This is a genomic window from Bradyrhizobium sp. (assembly GCF_019244115.1).
Classification (GTDB): domain Bacteria; phylum Pseudomonadota; class Alphaproteobacteria; order Rhizobiales; family Xanthobacteraceae; genus Bradyrhizobium.
Map to the genome: position 1 here is coordinate 1 of NZ_JAFATE010000766.1, position 17,568 is coordinate 17,568.

Below are 17,568 nucleotides of genomic sequence, written 5' to 3' on the forward strand. Positions count from 1 at the left end.
TCAGCACGACGGCACGATGGTCGGAAAGTCGGCCGAGGGCCTCATCCAGGGTCACAGGATGATTGCGTTCGCGCTGGGCAATTGTGAGAAGCCGGGTCTCGGCGCCGATCTGAGAATGAACATAGATGGTCCGCCGATCGGTGACGACAAAGCTCTCGGCGCGCAGCGTTTCCAGTCCGACGTCATAGGTGCCGGATGCAATCGCGCCCTCGATGCGGGCGGTCAGCAGCTGCTCGAAAGCGGTGAAGAGGATATTCTGCAGCTCGATGGTGAGCGCCAGTAGCCTGTTCAGGAAGGTCGTGATCGGCGGAAGCTCGTCCCTGATGCCATTGGCATCCATGAGCTTTAGTCCGGTCGCATCTTCGAACCTCTCGAGCGAGCAGCCCTCGACCTTGCCACGCACGAGCAGCCCGTAGAGCTGGCGCAGCGCATCACGGCCGTACTGGCTTTCGAGGTTGTCCTCGGGCCGGAACAGACCCTGCCCTCCGGTCTGGCGCTGACCGCGGGTGATGGCGCCCAAGGTGTCGAGCCGGCGCGCGATCGTGGAGAGGAAACGCTTCTCCGCCTTCACGTCCGTCGCAATGGGGCGGAACAGCGGCGGCTGCGCCTGGTTGGTGCGGTTCGTGCGGCCGAGGCCCTGGATGGCAGCATCCGCCTTCCAGCCGGGTTCGAGCAGGTAATGCACGCGCAACCTGCGATTCCGCGCCGACAGCTCGGCATGGTAGCTCCTGCCCGTGCCGCCGGCATCGGAGAACACGAGGATGCGCTTGGCGTCATCCATGAAGGCGGAGGTCTCGGCGAGGTTCGCCGAGGCGGCACGGCTTTCAACAATGAGGCGCCCGCTCTTGCGGACAACGCGGCGGGAACGGCCAGTGACCTCGGCAACCATGTCTGTTCCAAAGCGCTGGACGATCTGGTCGAGGGCGCCGGGCACCGGCGACAGCGACGCGAGGTTTTCGATGAGACGGTCGCGTCGAGCGACGGCTTCCCGACTCTCGACCGGCTGGCCCTCGCGATAGACGGGTCGAGAACAGAGGTTTCCTTCCGAGTCGGTGAACGGCTCATAGAGCTGGACCGGGAAGGAATGAGCGAGATAGTCGAGAACGTACTCGCGCGGGGTGATGTCGACCTGGACGTCGCTCCACTCCTCGGTCGGAATTTCGGCGAGCCGGCGCTCCATCAGCGCTTCACCGGTCGAGACGATCTGGATGACGGCGGCGTGGCCTGCGTCAAGATCGTGCTCGATCGAGCGGATCAGCGACGGCGTCTTCATCGAGGTCAATAGATGGCCGAAGAAGCGCTGCTTGGCGCTTTCGAAGGCGGACCGTGCGGCGGATTTCGCCTGGCCATTCAGCGTGCCGGTCTCGCCGGTGATGTTGGTGGCCCGCATCGCCGCATCGAGGTTGTTATGGATGATGCCGAACGCGCCGGCATAGGCGTCGTAGATGCGAACCTGCTCGGCTGTGAGCTGGTGCTCGACGAGGTCGTACTCGACACCCTCGTAAGAAAGCGAGCGAGCCGCGTAGAGGCCGAGCGCCTTGAGGTCTCGGGCCAGCACCTCCATGGCCGCGACACCCCCCTCCTCGATCGCCTCGACGAATTCGGCTCGGGTGGTGAATGGAAAATCTTCGCCGCCCCACAATCCCAGTCGCTGGGCATAGGCAAGATTGTGCACTGTGGTCGCGCCGGTCGCCGAGACGTAGACGACGCGGGCATTCGGCAGGGCGTGCTGGAGCCTCAGCCCAGCGCGCCCCTGCTGAGAGGCGGCCAGTTCGCCGCGCTCGCTCTTGCCACCAACCGCGTTTTGCATGGCGTGGCTCTCGTCGAAGACGATCACTCCATCGAAATCGGAGCCCAACCATTCGACGATCTGCCGTACGCGCGAAAGCTTCTCGCCGCGCTCGTCGGTGCGCAGCGTAGCGTAGGTAGTAAATAGGATGCTTTCCGCGAGCCGGATCGGCGTGCCCTGGCGGAAGCGCGAAAGTGGCGTGACGAGCAGCCGCTCCATACCGAGCGCCGACCAGTCGCGCTGTGCATCTTCGATCAACTTGTCTGATTTGCTGATCCAGACCGCACGACGGCGGCCCTTCAGCCAATTGTCGAGCAGGATCCCCGCGACCTGCCGCCCCTTGCCCGCGCCAGTGCCATCTCCTAGGAACCAGCCGCGACGAAAGCGAACGGCGTTCTCAGCGTCATCGCGTGCGGCTGCCACGACATCAAAGGTCGGATCAACAGTCCAGGAGCCCGCCAGAAAGCCCGAATGCGCCTCTCCGGCATAGATGACGCTTTCGAGCTGGGCGTCCGACAGGATGCCGCCCTCGACAACATTGTCCGGCAAATGCGGCCGGTAGGACGGCTTCGGCGGTGCGACGGACGACATTGCGGCGGACTGCACAAGCTTGGTGGGGTGCGCGTGGGCGCCGGGTATGCGGATCGACTGAAGTGTGTAGGTTTCATAGAGCGCATCGGTGATGTTGCTGCCGTCCGTGGGCGTCCAGTCGAGTGGCTCGTAGGCCACTTCGGTCGCCGGCGGGTCGATCTCTGGCACGACCGCCGAGGGCTGTCGTCGGGCGACGTACCCGCGGACGGTTCGAGGCGTGGACCGGCTGGCAGATGTCGGCGGCGGCGCCGCTGCGGCGCCCACGACGGCGCGACGTGGTGGGACGTGCTCAATGACCCAGTCGAGCAAAGTCGGCAGGTCGGGCGCGACGCCGGGGCATGCCGGGAATGAGGCGATGTCGTCAGCCGGCAGGCGATCGATGACGGTCAGGCGGGTGTCGATGGTGGTGCCGTGCTTGGCGTAGACAGCCCCGTCAATCGCCGCCGAGAATACGACCTGGCCCTGTTCCTGCAGCCGCTTGAAGGAACAGGTCCACGCGGGATTGTCGGGTGCGACATTCGCGCCTGTGATGGTGACGAGCCGTCCGCCTTCGGGAAGACGGGCCAGTGCGGACCGCACGTGCCGTAACGCCGCATCTGCAGTCTTTCGATCGACATTGATCGCGGCCGAAAACGGCGGGTTCATCAGTACGACGCTCGGCACGACGCCGGCATCGAGGTGGTCGTTGATGTGAGCGGCGTCAAACTGCGTCGTGGAGACGGCAGGAAAGAGGTGCCGGAGAATGCCGGCGCGGCCCTCGGCGAACTCGTTGAGCACGAGCGAGGCGCCTGCCAGTTCGGCGAAGATCGCCAGACAGCCGGTGCCTGCCGACGGTTCGAGCACGACGTCCGCGGGTGCGACCGCGGCCGCTATGTTGGCGGCGTAGGCCAGCCCGATTGGTGTGGAAAACTGCTGGAGGGATTCACTTTCCTCGGATCGCCTTGTGTGGGTCGGAAGGAGCCTCGTGATCCTCGTCAGCATCGGCAGCATGGCGGCAGGCGACGTCGCCTTGGCGCGCATGGCGGCGCCATGCCGCCGGAGGAACAGGACGGTCGCCGCCTCGCAGGCGTCGTACGCCGTCTTCCAGTTCCAGGTCCCAGTCGCATCGGAGGCGCCAAACGCGGCCTCCATGGCGGAGCGCAGGAGAGCGGCATCGATGCGCCGCCCGCGTTCGAGATCGGACAAGAGCTGTCGCGCAGCCCTGACAACGGCGGATGCGGCAACTGCTGTGGCACGCATGGAGAGCGGCGCCGCGGCGGCGCCGACGAGAGATTCGGCCATGGGAGGATGTCTTTCGGAGAGCGGGAATGGGCTGAACCGCCCGGCGCTCTCTAGACCGCGGCGACTCAAACCCTTCCCGGCCCGGCTCTTCCTCTTGAGCCTCCACCCAATAAGAATGGGGACCGACGCTGCACGCCGGTCCCCGCCACTACCAATGCGGACGGCCACGGCCGATCGCGCGAGCCGATCTCATTCGGCGGCATCAAGTTGTGGCCGATCCTCGTCGGCCGCGACGTCCCGGTCCTCGTCATCGGACAGGAATTCCGGCAGCGGTCCGACTTCGCGTTCCTGCTCCGCTGGCGCGGACGCGGGGTCAAAGAGACGAAGCGGCTCCGGTAACCAGACGGAGTTTTCGAGAAGACGCTCGGCCTCCTTGGCCATGTCGGCCTTCTTCAGATGGTCGATGAGCCCCGCCGAGGCCTCGCCTTTCGCCTCGCGCACCGCCTCCAGGATCCGCGGTTTGGTCACGCGGCCCAGATAGTTGTCGACGGTTGGTCTCCAGCCGGCCTGGACCATGTCGAGCCCGACCGGCGTGCCAACACATCGGCCTGGTCAAGGCGCGAGCGAACGCTGTGGGTGGTGACACGGCCCTGATTGTAGCGGCTGGCCGGCTCGTACACCGCGTTGACGGCAAAGGACGCACAGTGGGCGAACAGGGACGCCTGAGCTGTGCCAAACTTGGCTGTCGATGGAGGGGAAACGTCCATGGCCATTTATCGGTTGCTCGCAAAGTGCCCGCTCGGGCCTGAAGACATCCAAATTCTTGAAGCGGCTTATGAAAGCGCTTTAAGCGCCTCAGATTGGTCGATCGGAGCGATCCGCTGACCGAACTAATAGCCAAAAAGATCATCGAAGTGGCGCAAACCGGTCTGAAGGATCCGACCAAAATTTCGGCACAGGCGCTCACAGAGCTCGGTATACCACCCCAGGCTGGCTAGCTGTAGAATGCGTTCTCGGCTTCTTGTCGAGACAGGTCTGATCCGTCTTGGGGGGCGTCTATGCCCGAGAGACGAATTTTCGACTGCCCGATTTCGACAGTGTCGCCGTCGAGATGCGGGCAAGGCCGACCAGATCAGCGCCGCAGGCGCTTGAGGCGAGGAACCAGGCGGCAAGGATCACAACGAGTGCGCGCAACGTGGTTTCATCTGCTCGCATCGATCTCAGCAGATGAGAGGTTAATCGGCGACCTTGCTCCATTCCCCTCTGGGGTCCTTCATGTCTCGGTGAGTGGCCTTCGTGTCCCAGTCCACACACGATCGCATGTCTCCGAACGAATTAAAGGTGCAAATCTCGCGCTCGATGATTCGTCCATCAATATTCTGTCGGCTTAGCAGGATCGCATCACTCCCATTTAGCTTGAACAATACCCCGGTCGTGCACACGCCAGCTTGGGGCTGACAGGATCGCACAGTCCTTGGTGCGCCACCGTTTTGCGAGCTCGACATCGAGACCGCGCTGTCGATCATCGTCTCCCATGTGGCGGGAGCCGCAGCTTTCATACCCTGATGAAGTTCTAAGGGCGCGGAAGGCTGCCCCGCCCGGCAATCTTGTCGGGCGGGGTTTCGCTTGGGGCATTCAATCCACATACGCAGCATTTGCCAGAACTGTCGGAGAGACCGACAGTTTTGCCAGCTGGTCAAATTGACCAGTTGCCCGAAACTGTACCCGGCCCGGTACAGTTTCTCAGCCGCAATACCGGAGGGGCCAATGGCCGAGAGTCTTGACGCCGCGCTTCTCTCAGCAATCGAAGAGTGGAGAGACGTGTGGCGTGAGGTCGGGCGCCTCGACGATGAAGATCCAGCCATCGGCGGCACCGCCGAGAAGGCCATCAGGCTCGAGCGAAAAATTGCGCGTATGCCGGCGATGACTCCGGAGGGGTATCACGCGAAAGTCGAGGTCATCCGCAAAGCCGAGTTCGATGAGGACGTGCTCCTCGGGATCATGTTTTTGTTGTGCGGCGACGCGGAGCGACTCGGCATAACGGACGCTCCACCTGAGCTGCGCGCCGATTGGTGATTCCAGCCTTGAGCCAGGCGCCCCCTTGCCTGCGACTGAGACAATGATTTCGATCCGCGCGCCTATTGAACGCTATTCGTCCTGCCAATCGATGACGAGCCGACCGCCGAAAAACGCAACGGCAGCGGCGATCTTGTTGAAATCGTGCCGAGCGTTCCGTCTCCTTAGCCACGACTCCCGAAACCGAGTTCGGCCGCCAGACGTGAAATAGGCCGCCCTGTTTGGTAAGTGCGACCAGACCTGGTGTGTGCTTGGACGAGCACATCTACACCGCGCACATGGAGCCCAAAGCCGCATGAAGTTCGTTGCGAGCCGCCCCTTCGCCCGAGCCCACTCTGCAGTGGCGACGGGACGCGCAGGAACAAGTTGTTGCGTCGGGAGTCAATTCTTCAGCCGGTCACCCCCCCCCTGCCCCCCCCACTGACCGGCGAGCCTAGGGCGCGGCTGACGAGCGCCTTGGTTGTTTTTGGCGAGCGGCGGCGAAGCACTCCAAGGCAGCCGAGGGCCCGGCACGAAAGCTCCCCTCCTCTCCCGATCAACGGGGGCCGAGCCCAGGGACGCGGAGCCGGGCTCCGTGAGGAGGGGGCGCCACCGACGCGTGTCGTGGGGATCCGACACACGCCGGCACGGTAAGAAATTACGGGCCGGCTAAATAGTTCCTTGAGAAGAAGGCCGTGCCTGTCCTTCTGGACGGGCGCAGCCCACCAAGAGGAGCTGCTCCAAATCACCGAAGGACGCGCCATGGCTGACGAACCAAATGAGACCTACCTGGGAGACGGCGTCTACGTCTCCTATGATGGCTGGCAGTTTCGGCTGCGAGTGAACCGCGAGGCCGGCGATCACGTCGTCTACTTGGACCCCGTCGTCGCTAAGGCGCTCTTGGCCTACGTGAAGACGAAAGACCTGCCCGAATAGGAATGCCGCACCGGCACGACGAGAGGCCCCCCTCCCCGTTCCCGCCGAACTCCTGGCACCGCGCGGTCCTCGCCTGGAAGTACGGAATGTGGGATGCTGGCTGCAGGCTGCCGACCCAGATCGGACGGCAGCTCGCTCTGCTTCTGTGGCGCGGAGATCGACATCAGCAGTATAGATCAGCACATTTACGCCGCACACATACAAGTCGCGCCATCTGGGCAATGTGGAAAGGAGGGCGTATGACCCAACTTTCCGGCGGCGGCGCGAACATTATCATCAATGCATTGAGGGGGCACATGGCACGCAGCTCGAAAACGTCACGGCCGGAGTCGCCGGTCTTGAATCCGGATCAGATCCGCCGCCGTATCGAAGGACTGGAACGGTGCATTGCTGAGCTCGAGGCCCTCGATCCGAAGACCGTGCAGAAGCGCTACAACATTCCGGAGGCGGTCGCCATCGAACTCGATTACCGAAGCCTTGGGCGCGGCGTTCGGTCACGACACTCCGCGCTTCAAGCTCTACGATATGCCGCCAACCTCGATCACGGTCCGCATATTGCTCGAATGGGACCAGCATTTGGGGAAGGTCCTATGCCGGATTATGATGCTCAAGACGCCATCCAGCCGCGAATACCTGTCTGAAGGCAAACAGCGATCGATTCAACTTCTCGGCCGGGCGATCCAGGCGCTAAAGATGATCTTGCCGATGTCGCCCCCGAAAGCGCGCCGACACAGCAGTCAACGGTCCGACCGCGCAATGAAGTCTTTGTTGTGCACGGCCATGACGAAGGCGCGTTGCAGGCCATCGCGCGCTTCCTCGAGCAACTCGAGCTTAAGGCGATCATCCTGCGCGAGCAGCCGGACGCCGGCCGTGCTATCATCGAGAAATTCGAGACTATGCCGGCCAGGTCGGCTTTGCTGTCGTGCTATTGACGCCCGATGACATCGGCGGAAAAGCTGGAGATCCGACCAGCGCTACTCCCGCGCGCCAGAACGTGATTTTCGAGCTCGGCTTTTTCGCGGCAAACTCGGCCGCGGCCGCGCCTGTCTGCTGCGCAAGGGCAATGTCGAAATTCCGTCCGATCTCTACGGCGTGATCTACAAAGAATTTGATGCAAACAATGGCTGGAAAATGGAGCTCGTCAAAGAGCTCAAGGCCGCGAACCTGGCGTTTGACGCGAACAAGATGTGGTCATGACCGAGCGACCGGGACGCATTGAACCCGCCACTTGATTTCCATCCATGTCGGCGAGCAGCCCGCCAGTCAACGCCACCGCCATGCCACCGGAGCTTGAGAAGGCGCTCAAGCGGTACCGGGATTGGGCCAGGACGCATCTTTTGGCCGAACAGGATACCACTACGATTACCGAGACCCTGTACCACTACACCGACCTTGTAGGTCTTGAAGGCATTCTCAAAACCAGCAATTTCTGGTTCACCGACTATCGCCGCCTTAATGATCCAAGCGAACTCAAGCACGGCATCGACATAGCGCGCGACGTTGCGCGAGGAATGTCGACCGGAGCGGACGCGAGCGTCCGCTTGTTCCTCGACTGTCTGCTGCAGACGTTTGAACACGACACGTTGGCCTCAAGCCTGGAGTTCTTTATTGCCTTTTTTTAGCCGGTCTCGCGACGATCTTGGGCAGTGGCGTGCCTACGCCGACAACGGACGTGGTTTCGCCATCGGGCTGTCGCCATCCGCTTTTGAGTCCATGAAGCCCCGGCGCCTGGGCACCTTGGCGAGTTTGTTGGACCAATCCGCTATGACCTCGACGAGGTTCGCCGGGGACATGCACTGTGCTTGGAGGAGATCGTTGCGATTTTATTGTCGGTCGCGCATTTGATACCTGACCGCAACTTGGCCATTCCCTTCCTGACAGAGTTGTTGCGAGAGGTCTTGGCCGGCCCCCTGATCTGGAACTGCCTGACCTCGAAGCATCCTGTTTATCAAAATTTACGGGAAGTGCGGCTAGTAATCCTGGGCTCACCTGGTTCCCTTGAGCCACATGTCCTGACGCGGTTTCGCGGCAGCGAGATTGTTCCTTACATCGCAACCTACCGGTTCGTGAACGTACGCATCCGACGAGCGCCGTCTTGTCTGACGCGTGGCATTTCGCGAAGCGTGTGACCTTAAATCTAGCTTTAAGGTCATCAGGCGATGCGGGTCGAAGTTTTGGGCGGGTTGGAGCGGCGGCGACCCTGGTCGCAGGATGACAAGGCGCGGATCGTCGAGGAGACGTTGGCGCCCGGGGCGAAGGTGACAGAGGATTATGCTCGCGCTGCTATTTGCACTTGTAGCGGTCCTGACCCCGCTCGTTTGGGTCACCGGCCACTAAGGGGGTCGCGAACGAGCGCGCGAGTTTTGCCGCCGTTGGACGAGGCCAAGGCGCTGCAGCCTTCATGGTCGCTCAGCCCGGGCAAGTCGTCTCCAGCGAATAATCCATGCGCCGCGAGTGCCGCCGAGCGCTCGCGCGGTACGGCCGCTAGACTAGTTTGGCGACTCCTTCGCTGTTCGCTGTTCGCTGTTCGCTCGCAATATGGATCAAATGCAGTAGCGGTGTGCTCCCGCCTGTACACAGCCGTCAGGGTGGTTCCAAGCGACGGCTTTAATGCGCTTGGCAATCTTGGCAATGGTCGCCCGGCTGCAGCCAGTGGCCCGCTGGATCGCTCCCCAAGACCGCCCTACCGCAAGCATGCGGGCGATCCCGTCATTGCGCTCGGCGTCCTCGGGTCGACGGTTATATCGGCCCTCCAGCCAACCGCAACTTTCAGGGAACTCGCATCAGGTTGGTACGCCGAAAGACGAACGTCGATGCTGACGGTACGACGTCAGACAACTGTGGCGCAGCGGAGATCTGGTCGGCTTCTGCATTGACCGGCTTGGGCGGCTCGCCAATCGCCACGCGCTTATGGAGGGCCCGCCAATCGATTCTATCGGTCGCCTCCAAATAGGCTGCCAGCAGCTCATGGTCCCTTTGCAAGGTCTCGATCACCACGCTCATGCTGTCGCGAGTCTTCATGATTTGATGATGCGCCAGCGTAGTTAAGGCCCGGTAAAGCTCATCCGGATGGGGCTTTCACGCAAGACCCAGCGCTCTCCTCTCAGCACCGCGCTAGCGCTCGAGCCTCCGCTCAACCTTCTTGCGGCTGGCGCCAACCTTTAATGTCCGCCTGATGCGCCGATGGCCCGAATGACCTGTGGCAACAGGCGCGCGGCGACGGCTTCGTGGCTTTCAGCCGTCAGATGGATGTTGTCGCGCTGCGTCGGCAAACCCCTGATATCGACGGGAATGATCGTGATGCTGCGCGCGCGCAGCCGGCTCACGATCGCCTGCTTATTGGCTGCATGCTCGGCGTCGCTGATGCCCTGACGCCCATCATTGAGACGATAGATGGCCAAGAGGACAATCTGTGTGCCGTTCGGCACTGCCGAATCTAGCCGGCTCAACATGCCGGACGTCGTGTCGCCGCTGATGCCTGCATTGGCCACGTTTGCGTCGTAACCCTTCGCGCGCAAGAGCGCTTCTAGCCGGGCAGGAAAGGCATAGCCGGTGCCGACGCCCTTTCCGGCGGTGTTGCTAGCGCCAAATGCAACAATGTTCACGGTGGCTGCGCGCGCCGGACCCGAATCGATTGCGATAACCACCGAAGCAATCGCCGCCAGCAGCATCAGGAATTGCTTCCCCATTTTGCTACCTCTGGACTCGCCCGATACGCATCTTGCTCATGTCGCGGCCGGTCGAACGGTATTATGAGACCAAGGGAAGCCGATGGCAAGCTCGCGCCGGCGATACCTCGGAACAGCCGTCAGGCCGCTAGCTTGAGACGCTTGGCAATCTTCGCGATGGTCGCGCGGCTGCACCGGGTCGCCGCCTGGATCGCGTTCCAAGACTTGCCTGCAGTGACCATCTCGGCGATCTCGGCGTTGCGCTCGGCATCTTCCGGTCTGCCCTTGAAGCGGCCTTCAACCTGCGCCTTGGCGATACCTGCGCCTGCCGGCGGCGACGATCGTCATAGTCCTTGCGCGCGACCGCAGCCAGCATGTCGAGCAGCATGCCGTTGATCGCTTCGAACATGCGCGAGGTGAACTCGTCGGCACTCGCGGCCGCCATCATCCAGCTCGTCGGTAGGTCGAGCGCAACGACCCGGATGCGGCGCGCCAAGATCTCGACCTTGAGCTTTTCCCAGTCTCCCGTGGTCAGGCGCGACAGGCGATCGACCTGCTCGACCAGGAGCACGTCACCGGGTTGCGCATCGGCCAGCAGCCTGAACAGCTCCGGCCGCGCCAGCTTCGCGGCCGATTCGTTTTCGACGTACCAGGCGGCGATGGAAAGGCCACGCTCGGCCGCGAAGGCCTTGAGCTGGTCTCGGGCGCGGGTCGCGTCCTGGTCGTCCTTCGTGATACAAAATCTCTTATGATCAGGCGGCGCGCACGTTGCCAAGGAACTTGCCGACCTCGAGCTTCAGCCGGTTGCTGTCGGATGACAGCGACTGTGCCGCCGAGAGCACCTGCGATGAAGCCGAGCCGGTCTCACTGGCGCCGCGCTGCACGTCGCTGATGTTGGCGGAGACCTGCTGGGTGCCTTGGGCTGCCTGCTGCACGTTGCGGGAGATTTCCTGGGTCGCGGCGCCCTGCTCTTCGACAGCGGCTGCGATGGTCGAGGAGATCTCCGACAGCCTCTCGATGGTGCCCGAAATTTCCCTGATGGCGCCGACCGATTCCTGGGTCGCGGCCTGGATGCCGGAAATCTGCTGACCGATCTCGCCGGTGGCTTTCGCGGTTTGCTCAGCCAGCGCCTTAACCTCGGAGGCGACCACCGCGAAGCCACGGCCCGCCTCGCCGGCGCGCGCCGCCTCGATCGTGGCGTTGAGCGCGAGCAGGTTGGTCTGGCCGGCAATGGTGTTGATCAGCTCGACCACGTCGCCGATACGGCTCGCGGCCTTGGACAATTCGGCGACGCGATCGTTGGTCTTGCGCGCCTGCTCGACCGCTTCGCTCGCCATCCTCGCCGATTCCTGGACCTGGCGGCTGATCTCGTTGACGGAGGATGACAGCTCCTCGGTCGCGGATGCCACCGAATTCACATTGGTGGAGGCTTCCTCGGACGCCGCCGCCACCGTGGTGGCGAGTTCCTCCGAGCGGTCGGCGGTTCCTGTCAGCGTCTTGGCGGACGCCTCGAGCTCGGTGGACGCCGAGGAAACCGTGTCGACGATCTCGCCGACCGCCGCCTCGAAACCGTCCGCCAGCTGCAGCATGTCCTTGCGACGCTGTGCGGCGGCGCGCTTCTCTGCCTCTTTCTGCTCGGCTTCCATGCGGATCTTGGCCAGCCCATTGTCCCTGAACACGACCGCCGCTTGCGCCACATCCCCGACCTCGTCCTTGCGGTCGGCGCCGTGGATTTCGACATCATAGTTGCCGGAAGCAAGCTGCTGCAGCAGGGCGACGATCGCCCTGATCGGCTTGGCGACGCCGAACTGGCCGATCACAAAACCCAGCACGCCGCCGAAAGTCAGGCCACACAGCGCTATGATAATCAAAAGTCGGGATGTCGCCTCGTAATGCGCGCGCGCTTCCGTGCTCTCCTCTTCGACCCGGGAGTTGAGGCGATCGGCGAGAGCGCGGACCTTGGCCTGCAGATTCTCGGCCGCGCCGCGGCTCTTCATGGCCGTATCGCGCAATTTCTCGGCGCTGTCACTCAGCTTCGACGATTTCTCGGCATCGATAGCCGATAAGGTCGCATTGAGCTGTGTCTTATATGCCGAAAACGCCTCCCGGACGTCAGGAAGCATTGCCTTGGCCTTCTCGTCGACGGTCTTGCTGACTTCTGCAAAACGCTCCTCATACTGCTTGAGCTGCGTTTCGATCACCTCGCGCGCCGCTAAGCGGTTCTCGTCGCGCGGATCGAGCGCGCTGCGAAACTCGGCGCGGTTCACGGAAATGACGTTCTGGTTGGCGCGCGCCGCCAGGAGCGCGCGATTGGCCGCCAATGACATCAGGTCGGCTTTCTCGCTGAGATCTCCAAGCGCCGAGATGCCGAGGTAGGCCATCATCCCGGCGATGCCGCTGAGCAGGACGACGATGGCAAGGATCTTGGTCAGCAGACGAAAGCGGCCGAGGAAGTGCATTGTTAGCCCCATTAACCAATGATGTAAGCAAAGTGCGTCCCGTCGACGCACCCGGCATTCCACCGAAAGTTGTTCGATGTTGCTCTACGCGGCGTTAACACTACCGACGGTGGAACTACGGCGTCGGAGACAAGGGCACTGCGGCCGAGAGCGCCCGTGTCGGCGCGAAACAGCCGATCAGGCCGCGCGCACGTTGTCGAGGAACTTGCCATGAGGGTCGACGTCTCACTTTTTTGCGGTCTGTTACACCCTGATCGGGACTAGCGCGCGATGTACCGGCGTCACGAACCCAGGGATCTGTTCATCCATCAGATCACCACTCCGCCGCCGAACGAGAAAAACGACAGAAAGAAGCTTGACGCGGCGAACGCGATCGACAAGCCGAACACGATCTGGATCAGCCTGCGGAAGCCACCTGACGTGTCCCCGAACGCGAGCGATAACCCCGTGCTGATGATGACGAGGACTGCGCTAATCTTGGCGATGGGACCTTGGACCGATTGCAGGATCTGGTTGAGCGGCTGCTCCCACGGCATGTTGGAGCCAGCGGCCAAGGCTGGAGTAACGGAGAAGCAGATGGCCACGAATACAGCGCTGGAAGCGATCCGTCGCTCGAACGAAGACGCTAAACTCATGATTTGTCCCCCATTTCTGTAAGGCTGTAGTCACAACATGGTCCGAGGCCGGAGACACCTGCGAGCTCGGTAAGGCGGCGATCCGCGCCGCGACCGGATAGGACAGCGATCACGTTGATGGTCTCTGCGATCAGAGCGCGCAGGACGGTGACCACGGCTTCCTGGATGAGTTGCTCAAGCCGGCGCAGGGCTCCGAGAGCGGTGCCGCATGGATCGGGGTGCCCGGTGCCCCAGGCTTTGAGCAGATCGAGGGCTTCTGCGCCGCGCACCTCTCCGATTGGAATGCGGTCAGGCCGCAGGCGCAGCGAAGAACGCACGAGGTCCGATAGCGAAACCACTCGGTCCTTGGTCCGAAGCGCGACGAGATTCGGTGCCTTGCACTGAAGCTCTCGAGTATCTTCGATGAGAACCACCCGATCCGAGGTCTTGGCGACCTCCGCCAGAAGTGCGTTGGTCAGTGTCGTCTTGCCGCTGGAGGTGCCGCCGGCCACGAGGATATTCTTGCGGGCTCCGATCGCGCCCCTCAGAGCATGGGCCTGATCCGAGCTCATGATCCCGGCCGCGACGTAGTCATCGAGCGCGAACACGGCGACCGCCGGCTTGCGGATCGCGAAGGCCGGGGCCGCTACCACCGGGGGCAACAGCCCCTCGAAGCGCTCCCCCCGTCTCGGGTAACTCGGCCGAAACACGCGGGCTGCCTGCGTGAACCTCAGCGCCGACGTGATGGGCGACCAATCGAATGAAGCGTTCGCCGTCAGGGGCGGACAGACCTTGACCGGTATCCGCCAGTCCGCGCGACAGCCGGTCGATCCACAACCGGCCATCGGGGTTGAGCATCACCTCAACAATGTCAGGATCGTCCAGAAAACGCGCGATCGCAGGGCCGAACGCCGTGCGCAGCATGCGCGCACCGCGCGAGATCGCCTCTGATTGAATGGAATGGATTGCCACCCGGCGCCCCCGATAGCTGAGCCCGCCGCGAGAGCGCCCTCAGATGGGGATGAATAGAAAAGGCAGGAAACGGCTCAGCGCAACAAGGCGGTTATTGGGTTCGTAGTCTGGCGTGGGAAAAGAAAGATCGAGAAATGCCGACAGTCTCAACGCGCCATCGCGCGGCACGAACAAGGAATTCGAAAGATCCGCCACTCGCTGATCAGGGTCACGTTTCGCCGATCAGCGCATTTACCCCTAAATGGAGACGCTGCCGGTCGGGACGCGTTCGGTGTCGGCTATGCCCCTGACAGCGGCTCGAAAGCGGACGTCCCCTTTCCGGGCCAACAGGCGACATGGGTCGAAGCCCTTGCGCCCGAGTGTCACAGGCTTATGTGAAGAGCGGCGAGCACTCGCCCATTGCGACTGCCAATCCAGAAATAATCACAAAAGCAAAGGAGGATCGCATGAAATTCCGTCCGCTTCACGGCCGCGTCGTGGTCAAGCGCATCGACGCCGAAGAGAAGACCGCAGGCGGCATCATCATTCCCGACACGGCCAAGGAAAAGCCCTCTCAGGGCGAAATCACCGCGGTTGGCTGCCTGTCGTCATGACAGCGTGGCCTCCCTGCTGCCGACCATATTGGGGAACAATACGTGCCTCTTGCGCCCCACAGCTCGACAAGGTGCGGCAAAGCCAGAGTTCTTCCCACACCCGGAAAGAGACAGAGTTTGCGGCGCGACTCCCATCGGGAGCCCAATGCACAGGACCAAATTGCCGGCGGCAAGCGGTCTTAAGCCGCCGCACTATCCCCCTTTGTCGGTGCCGCCGCGCATGACGGCGGTCAAGGCATGATCCGGCGGCGGCGATGCGCTCATCGTGAGAGGAAGAGTGGCGACTGTCGCACGCATCCCGCAAAAAAAGCAGCCGCAGGAGCGACAGCATAGCGCCGCCTTCAGGCGGGACGCGGGACCGACTGCTGTCCTTAAGACCGGTCAAGAAGGCACTCGCAGGAGGGTCAGCATCGCGTCGGTGCGGAACGCGGCGGGACCCGGGACGGAGTGCCTCCGGCGAGGGACACACTGATGTGCGCGAGGGATCGAAGCCGACGGCCGAGACGCTACGCGACTCGGTTTACGAGAGCCCGATGCGGCCTCTGCCGCACGCGCAAAAGCTCAGCTCATAAACCTCAGGGGAACGACACCTCTTCCCGAGTCATGGCTGTGCATCGTAGATTCTGACCCGAAGCATCGGAAAACGCCTCTTCAGCTCTGCCGCGCCTGTCTTGGCACCGTCTCTGGTCGTAAACTCGGCTTTCAGCCTTCCATCCACTTCGAGCGCGTAACCTGACGTGGGCAATTCGCGGGCAGCAGCAACCATATCGTTCTTCTCGCAATAGTCCGATGGACCACGATTGCTTAGCGTGAGTCGCGCAAATCGCGCCAGCGGAGCCAGCACGGTTGTGAATCATCGCGAAGGTTGCCCTGCGTGCCTGTTGATAATCTTGACTTCACGTGAGGCGCTTGAATGGGGCCTCATCGATTGCATCCTCCACGCGCGAGAAGAAGGGTATGCCGCACGGCTGGACCTGAACCGGGCTTTCTATGTAGCCCCGGACACAGCGCACTCGTAAGCGCCAGCTGTGAGCCGGTAGGCTTCCCCCAGCGTTTCGATTGACACAAGAAGAACATTCTCTTGGACCGTCAACACGGAATCGAACATGTCCGCCGATCCCAAGCCGCTACCGGACCCCGATCCGATCGCCGGTGCGATGGCGACGTTCATGCTGCCGTCCGTGCGCTGATCGTTGCCAAAGGTCTGTTGGAAGCGGAATTGAACGATGTCTACGCCGCGACTTCCAAGGGATACGCTCGCGGCCGGCTCACGAAGAGGGATACAGATTAGCGAGATTGACGCGGATCACGCGCCGATCTCCGCACGGCCAAGGATTACCCCAGAATCGATGATCGGTTCGTAGCCGCGCAACAGTCATGGCCGGCCTAGCCGGTCGAGTCCTCGGAACTACACGAAAGTGGGCTTGCGAAGCGAGTGATCAAGACTCCCGCCGATCACGCCACACTCAAATCGCTTCAGCGCGTTTCGGGACGGTTCGTAATTGCGGGAGCGGCGGGTCCGCTCGCGAGCCTATCGACGGCACGGCCCTGAGCCCTGAGCACTTCGGCGATTCTGGCATTACACCACGCGAGATCGCGTCGGAACTCGATGTTGTCGGGGTTCTCAGCGGTCAGGCGCTCCATAATAGCGAGGCTAGAGCGGTGCTCCTCAATCGCTCCTTGGAGATCGCCTTGGGCCAGCAGGGCCGCGCCGATCCGATTCCGCACAACTGACAGATCTCGCTGAAAGCCTGCGTTCCTGTTATCCGCCTCTGACAAGCGACGCATGATCGCCGAGCCTTCGCGATAGTTTTTGAGGGCATTGACAAGGTCGCCCTGTTGGGCGTCCCGATCTCCTTGAGCAATGTGGACCCGCGCCCGATCCATGAGTTCGCCGGCGCTCACCGTGACACCGGTCGCCATGCCGCCGTTCGCGGATGGCTTGCTCGCCGAACGCGGCCTAGTCTCGCACGGGACCGCGTGAACGGATCCAGTAACGGCGGGCGCGCAGCCGGCCTGCAACCCAGGAATCCGTTGCAGCATCGCCTTGACCTGATCCGATGTAATGAGGCGGGTGCATTCGAACTGGCGGGGCGTGTCCTTGTGCCGTGGGCACCAAAAGAAATCCGTGTGATCGAAGCGAAGGCGTACGTCATTCCAACAGCTATTACAGGCGTGATAGTTGATGACGCGATACGGAGTCGTGAACTCGTTGCTGGGATGTGTAAAGCCGCTGATCAGGACCACGGGCGTGCCGACGGCCCAGGCTAGCCATGACAGGCCGCTGGAGAGGCCGATGAAGGCGGCTGCGTGCTTGAGCCATCGCGCGCGTTCCTGCAGCGGTCGATCGCCGGTCTCGTCCTCCGCCCCCTGGGGAATGTAGGTCCAGCCCCGGCCACGGCCGTGCACCCGCTTCTGGTCGATACAGACGACGCGGTACCCCGTCTGCTTCAGATAGTCGACGACATCGCGCCAACCATCGGGATTGTTCCAGTACTTGCTCTGCGTCGTGCTCTGCACGGCGATGCATACAAAGGGCTCCGCGATCGGACGGCTGTCGTCGGCGAGCGCAATGCGCGGAGGCGCCTCGGCGAGATCGACACCGAGTATATAGCCAGCGGTTCGGTGCAACCCCACCTGGCGGAAATCGCAGGGTTGGTGCACGAACTC

General features: G+C 62.5%; 10 protein-coding genes and 5 pseudogenes. 6 read left to right on the forward strand and 9 right to left on the reverse strand.

Annotated elements, in window-relative coordinates:
• Positions 1–3,661 (reverse strand): strawberry notch family protein (locus JOZ76_RS32740; RefSeq protein WP_291705524.1); only part of this gene is annotated, 3,661 nt, incomplete at its 3' end.
• Between the two features lie 189 nt (positions 3,662–3,850).
• Positions 3,851–4,347, reverse strand: a pseudogene (locus JOZ76_RS32745) (DNA-binding protein); the annotation flags it as partial.
• A gap of 1,021 nt (positions 4,348–5,368) precedes the next feature.
• Here JOZ76_RS32745 and JOZ76_RS32750 point away from each other — a divergent pair.
• The 5 genes and pseudogenes from JOZ76_RS32750 to JOZ76_RS32770 all read left to right on the forward strand — a co-directional run bounded on the left by JOZ76_RS32750 (position 5,369) and on the right by JOZ76_RS32770 (position 8,214).
• Positions 5,369–5,677, forward strand: coding sequence for a hypothetical protein (locus JOZ76_RS32750; protein WP_291705525.1), 309 nt, complete (start codon positions 5,369–5,371; stop codon positions 5,675–5,677).
• Positions 5,678–6,418: 741 nt separating this feature from the next.
• Positions 6,419–6,592, forward strand: coding sequence for a hypothetical protein (locus JOZ76_RS32755; protein WP_291705526.1), 174 nt, complete (start codon positions 6,419–6,421; stop codon positions 6,590–6,592).
• 239 nt (positions 6,593–6,831) lie between these two features.
• The gene (locus tag JOZ76_RS32760) at positions 6,832–7,233 is read left to right on the forward strand and encodes a hypothetical protein (RefSeq protein ID WP_291705527.1); all 402 of its coding nucleotides are present in this window, start codon (positions 6,832–6,834) and stop codon (positions 7,231–7,233) included.
• A 129-nt stretch (positions 7,234–7,362) separates the two neighbouring features.
• A pseudogene (locus JOZ76_RS38445) lies at positions 7,363–7,789 on the forward strand (TIR domain-containing protein).
• A 44-nt stretch (positions 7,790–7,833) separates the two neighbouring features.
• The gene (locus JOZ76_RS32770; RefSeq protein ID WP_291705529.1) at positions 7,834–8,214 is read left to right on the forward strand and encodes a hypothetical protein; all 381 of its coding nucleotides are present in this window, start codon (positions 7,834–7,836) and stop codon (positions 8,212–8,214) included.
• Positions 8,215–9,361: 1,147 nt separating this feature from the next.
• Here the strand turns inward: JOZ76_RS32770 and JOZ76_RS32775 are convergent.
• The 6 genes and pseudogenes from JOZ76_RS32775 to trbB all read right to left on the reverse strand — a co-directional run bounded on the left by JOZ76_RS32775 (position 9,362) and on the right by trbB (position 14,257).
• Positions 9,362–9,613, reverse strand: coding sequence for a hypothetical protein (locus JOZ76_RS32775; RefSeq protein WP_291705530.1), 252 nt, complete (start codon positions 9,611–9,613; stop codon positions 9,362–9,364).
• A gap of 140 nt (positions 9,614–9,753) precedes the next feature.
• Positions 9,754–10,281, reverse strand: coding sequence for a GDSL-type esterase/lipase family protein (locus JOZ76_RS32780; protein WP_291705531.1), 528 nt, complete (start codon positions 10,279–10,281; stop codon positions 9,754–9,756).
• A 119-nt stretch (positions 10,282–10,400) separates the two neighbouring features.
• Positions 10,401–10,996: pseudogene (locus tag JOZ76_RS32785) on the reverse strand (recombinase family protein).
• A 16-nt stretch (positions 10,997–11,012) separates the two neighbouring features.
• A complete protein-coding gene (locus JOZ76_RS32790) occupies positions 11,013–12,719 on the reverse strand; it encodes a methyl-accepting chemotaxis protein (RefSeq protein ID WP_291705532.1) in 1,707 nt (568 codons plus the stop codon).
• A gap of 308 nt (positions 12,720–13,027) precedes the next feature.
• The gene (locus JOZ76_RS32795) at positions 13,028–13,354 is read right to left on the reverse strand and encodes a TrbC/VirB2 family protein (RefSeq protein WP_291705533.1); all 327 of its coding nucleotides are present in this window, start codon (positions 13,352–13,354) and stop codon (positions 13,028–13,030) included.
• A pseudogene (gene trbB / locus JOZ76_RS32800) lies at positions 13,351–14,257 on the reverse strand (P-type conjugative transfer ATPase TrbB). Before trbB ends, JOZ76_RS32795 begins: the two are co-directional and overlap by 4 nt.
• A gap of 494 nt (positions 14,258–14,751) precedes the next feature.
• Between trbB and JOZ76_RS32805 the strand changes: the two are divergent.
• A pseudogene (locus JOZ76_RS32805) lies at positions 14,752–14,883 on the forward strand (co-chaperone GroES); the annotation flags it as partial.
• 1,491 nt (positions 14,884–16,374) lie between these two features.
• Here JOZ76_RS32805 and JOZ76_RS32810 read toward each other — a convergent pair.
• A partial coding sequence (locus JOZ76_RS32810; protein WP_291705534.1) for an autotransporter strand-loop-strand O-heptosyltransferase occupies positions 16,375–17,568 on the reverse strand: 1,194 nt, incomplete at its 5' end.

Excerpts from the sequence above, each read along its gene's own strand:
- JOZ76_RS32750 (WP_291705525.1), top strand. The coding sequence starts at position 5,369 with ATGGCCGAGAGTCTTGACGCCGCGCTTCTCTCAGCAATCGAAGAGTGG.
- JOZ76_RS32755 (WP_291705526.1), top strand. The coding sequence starts at position 6,419 with ATGGCTGACGAACCAAATGAGACCTACCTGGGAGACGGCGTCTACGTC.
- JOZ76_RS32760 (WP_291705527.1), top strand. The coding sequence starts at position 6,832 with ATGACCCAACTTTCCGGCGGCGGCGCGAACATTATCATCAATGCATTG.
- JOZ76_RS32770 (WP_291705529.1), top strand. The coding sequence starts at position 7,834 with ATGTCGGCGAGCAGCCCGCCAGTCAACGCCACCGCCATGCCACCGGAG.
- JOZ76_RS32775 (WP_291705530.1), bottom strand. The coding sequence starts at position 9,613 with ATGAAGACTCGCGACAGCATGAGCGTGGTGATCGAGACCTTGCAAAGG.
- JOZ76_RS32780 (WP_291705531.1), bottom strand. The coding sequence starts at position 10,281 with ATGGGGAAGCAATTCCTGATGCTGCTGGCGGCGATTGCTTCGGTGGTT.
- JOZ76_RS32790 (WP_291705532.1), bottom strand. The coding sequence starts at position 12,719 with ATGCACTTCCTCGGCCGCTTTCGTCTGCTGACCAAGATCCTTGCCATC.
- JOZ76_RS32795 (WP_291705533.1), bottom strand. The coding sequence starts at position 13,354 with ATGAGTTTAGCGTCTTCGTTCGAGCGACGGATCGCTTCCAGCGCTGTA.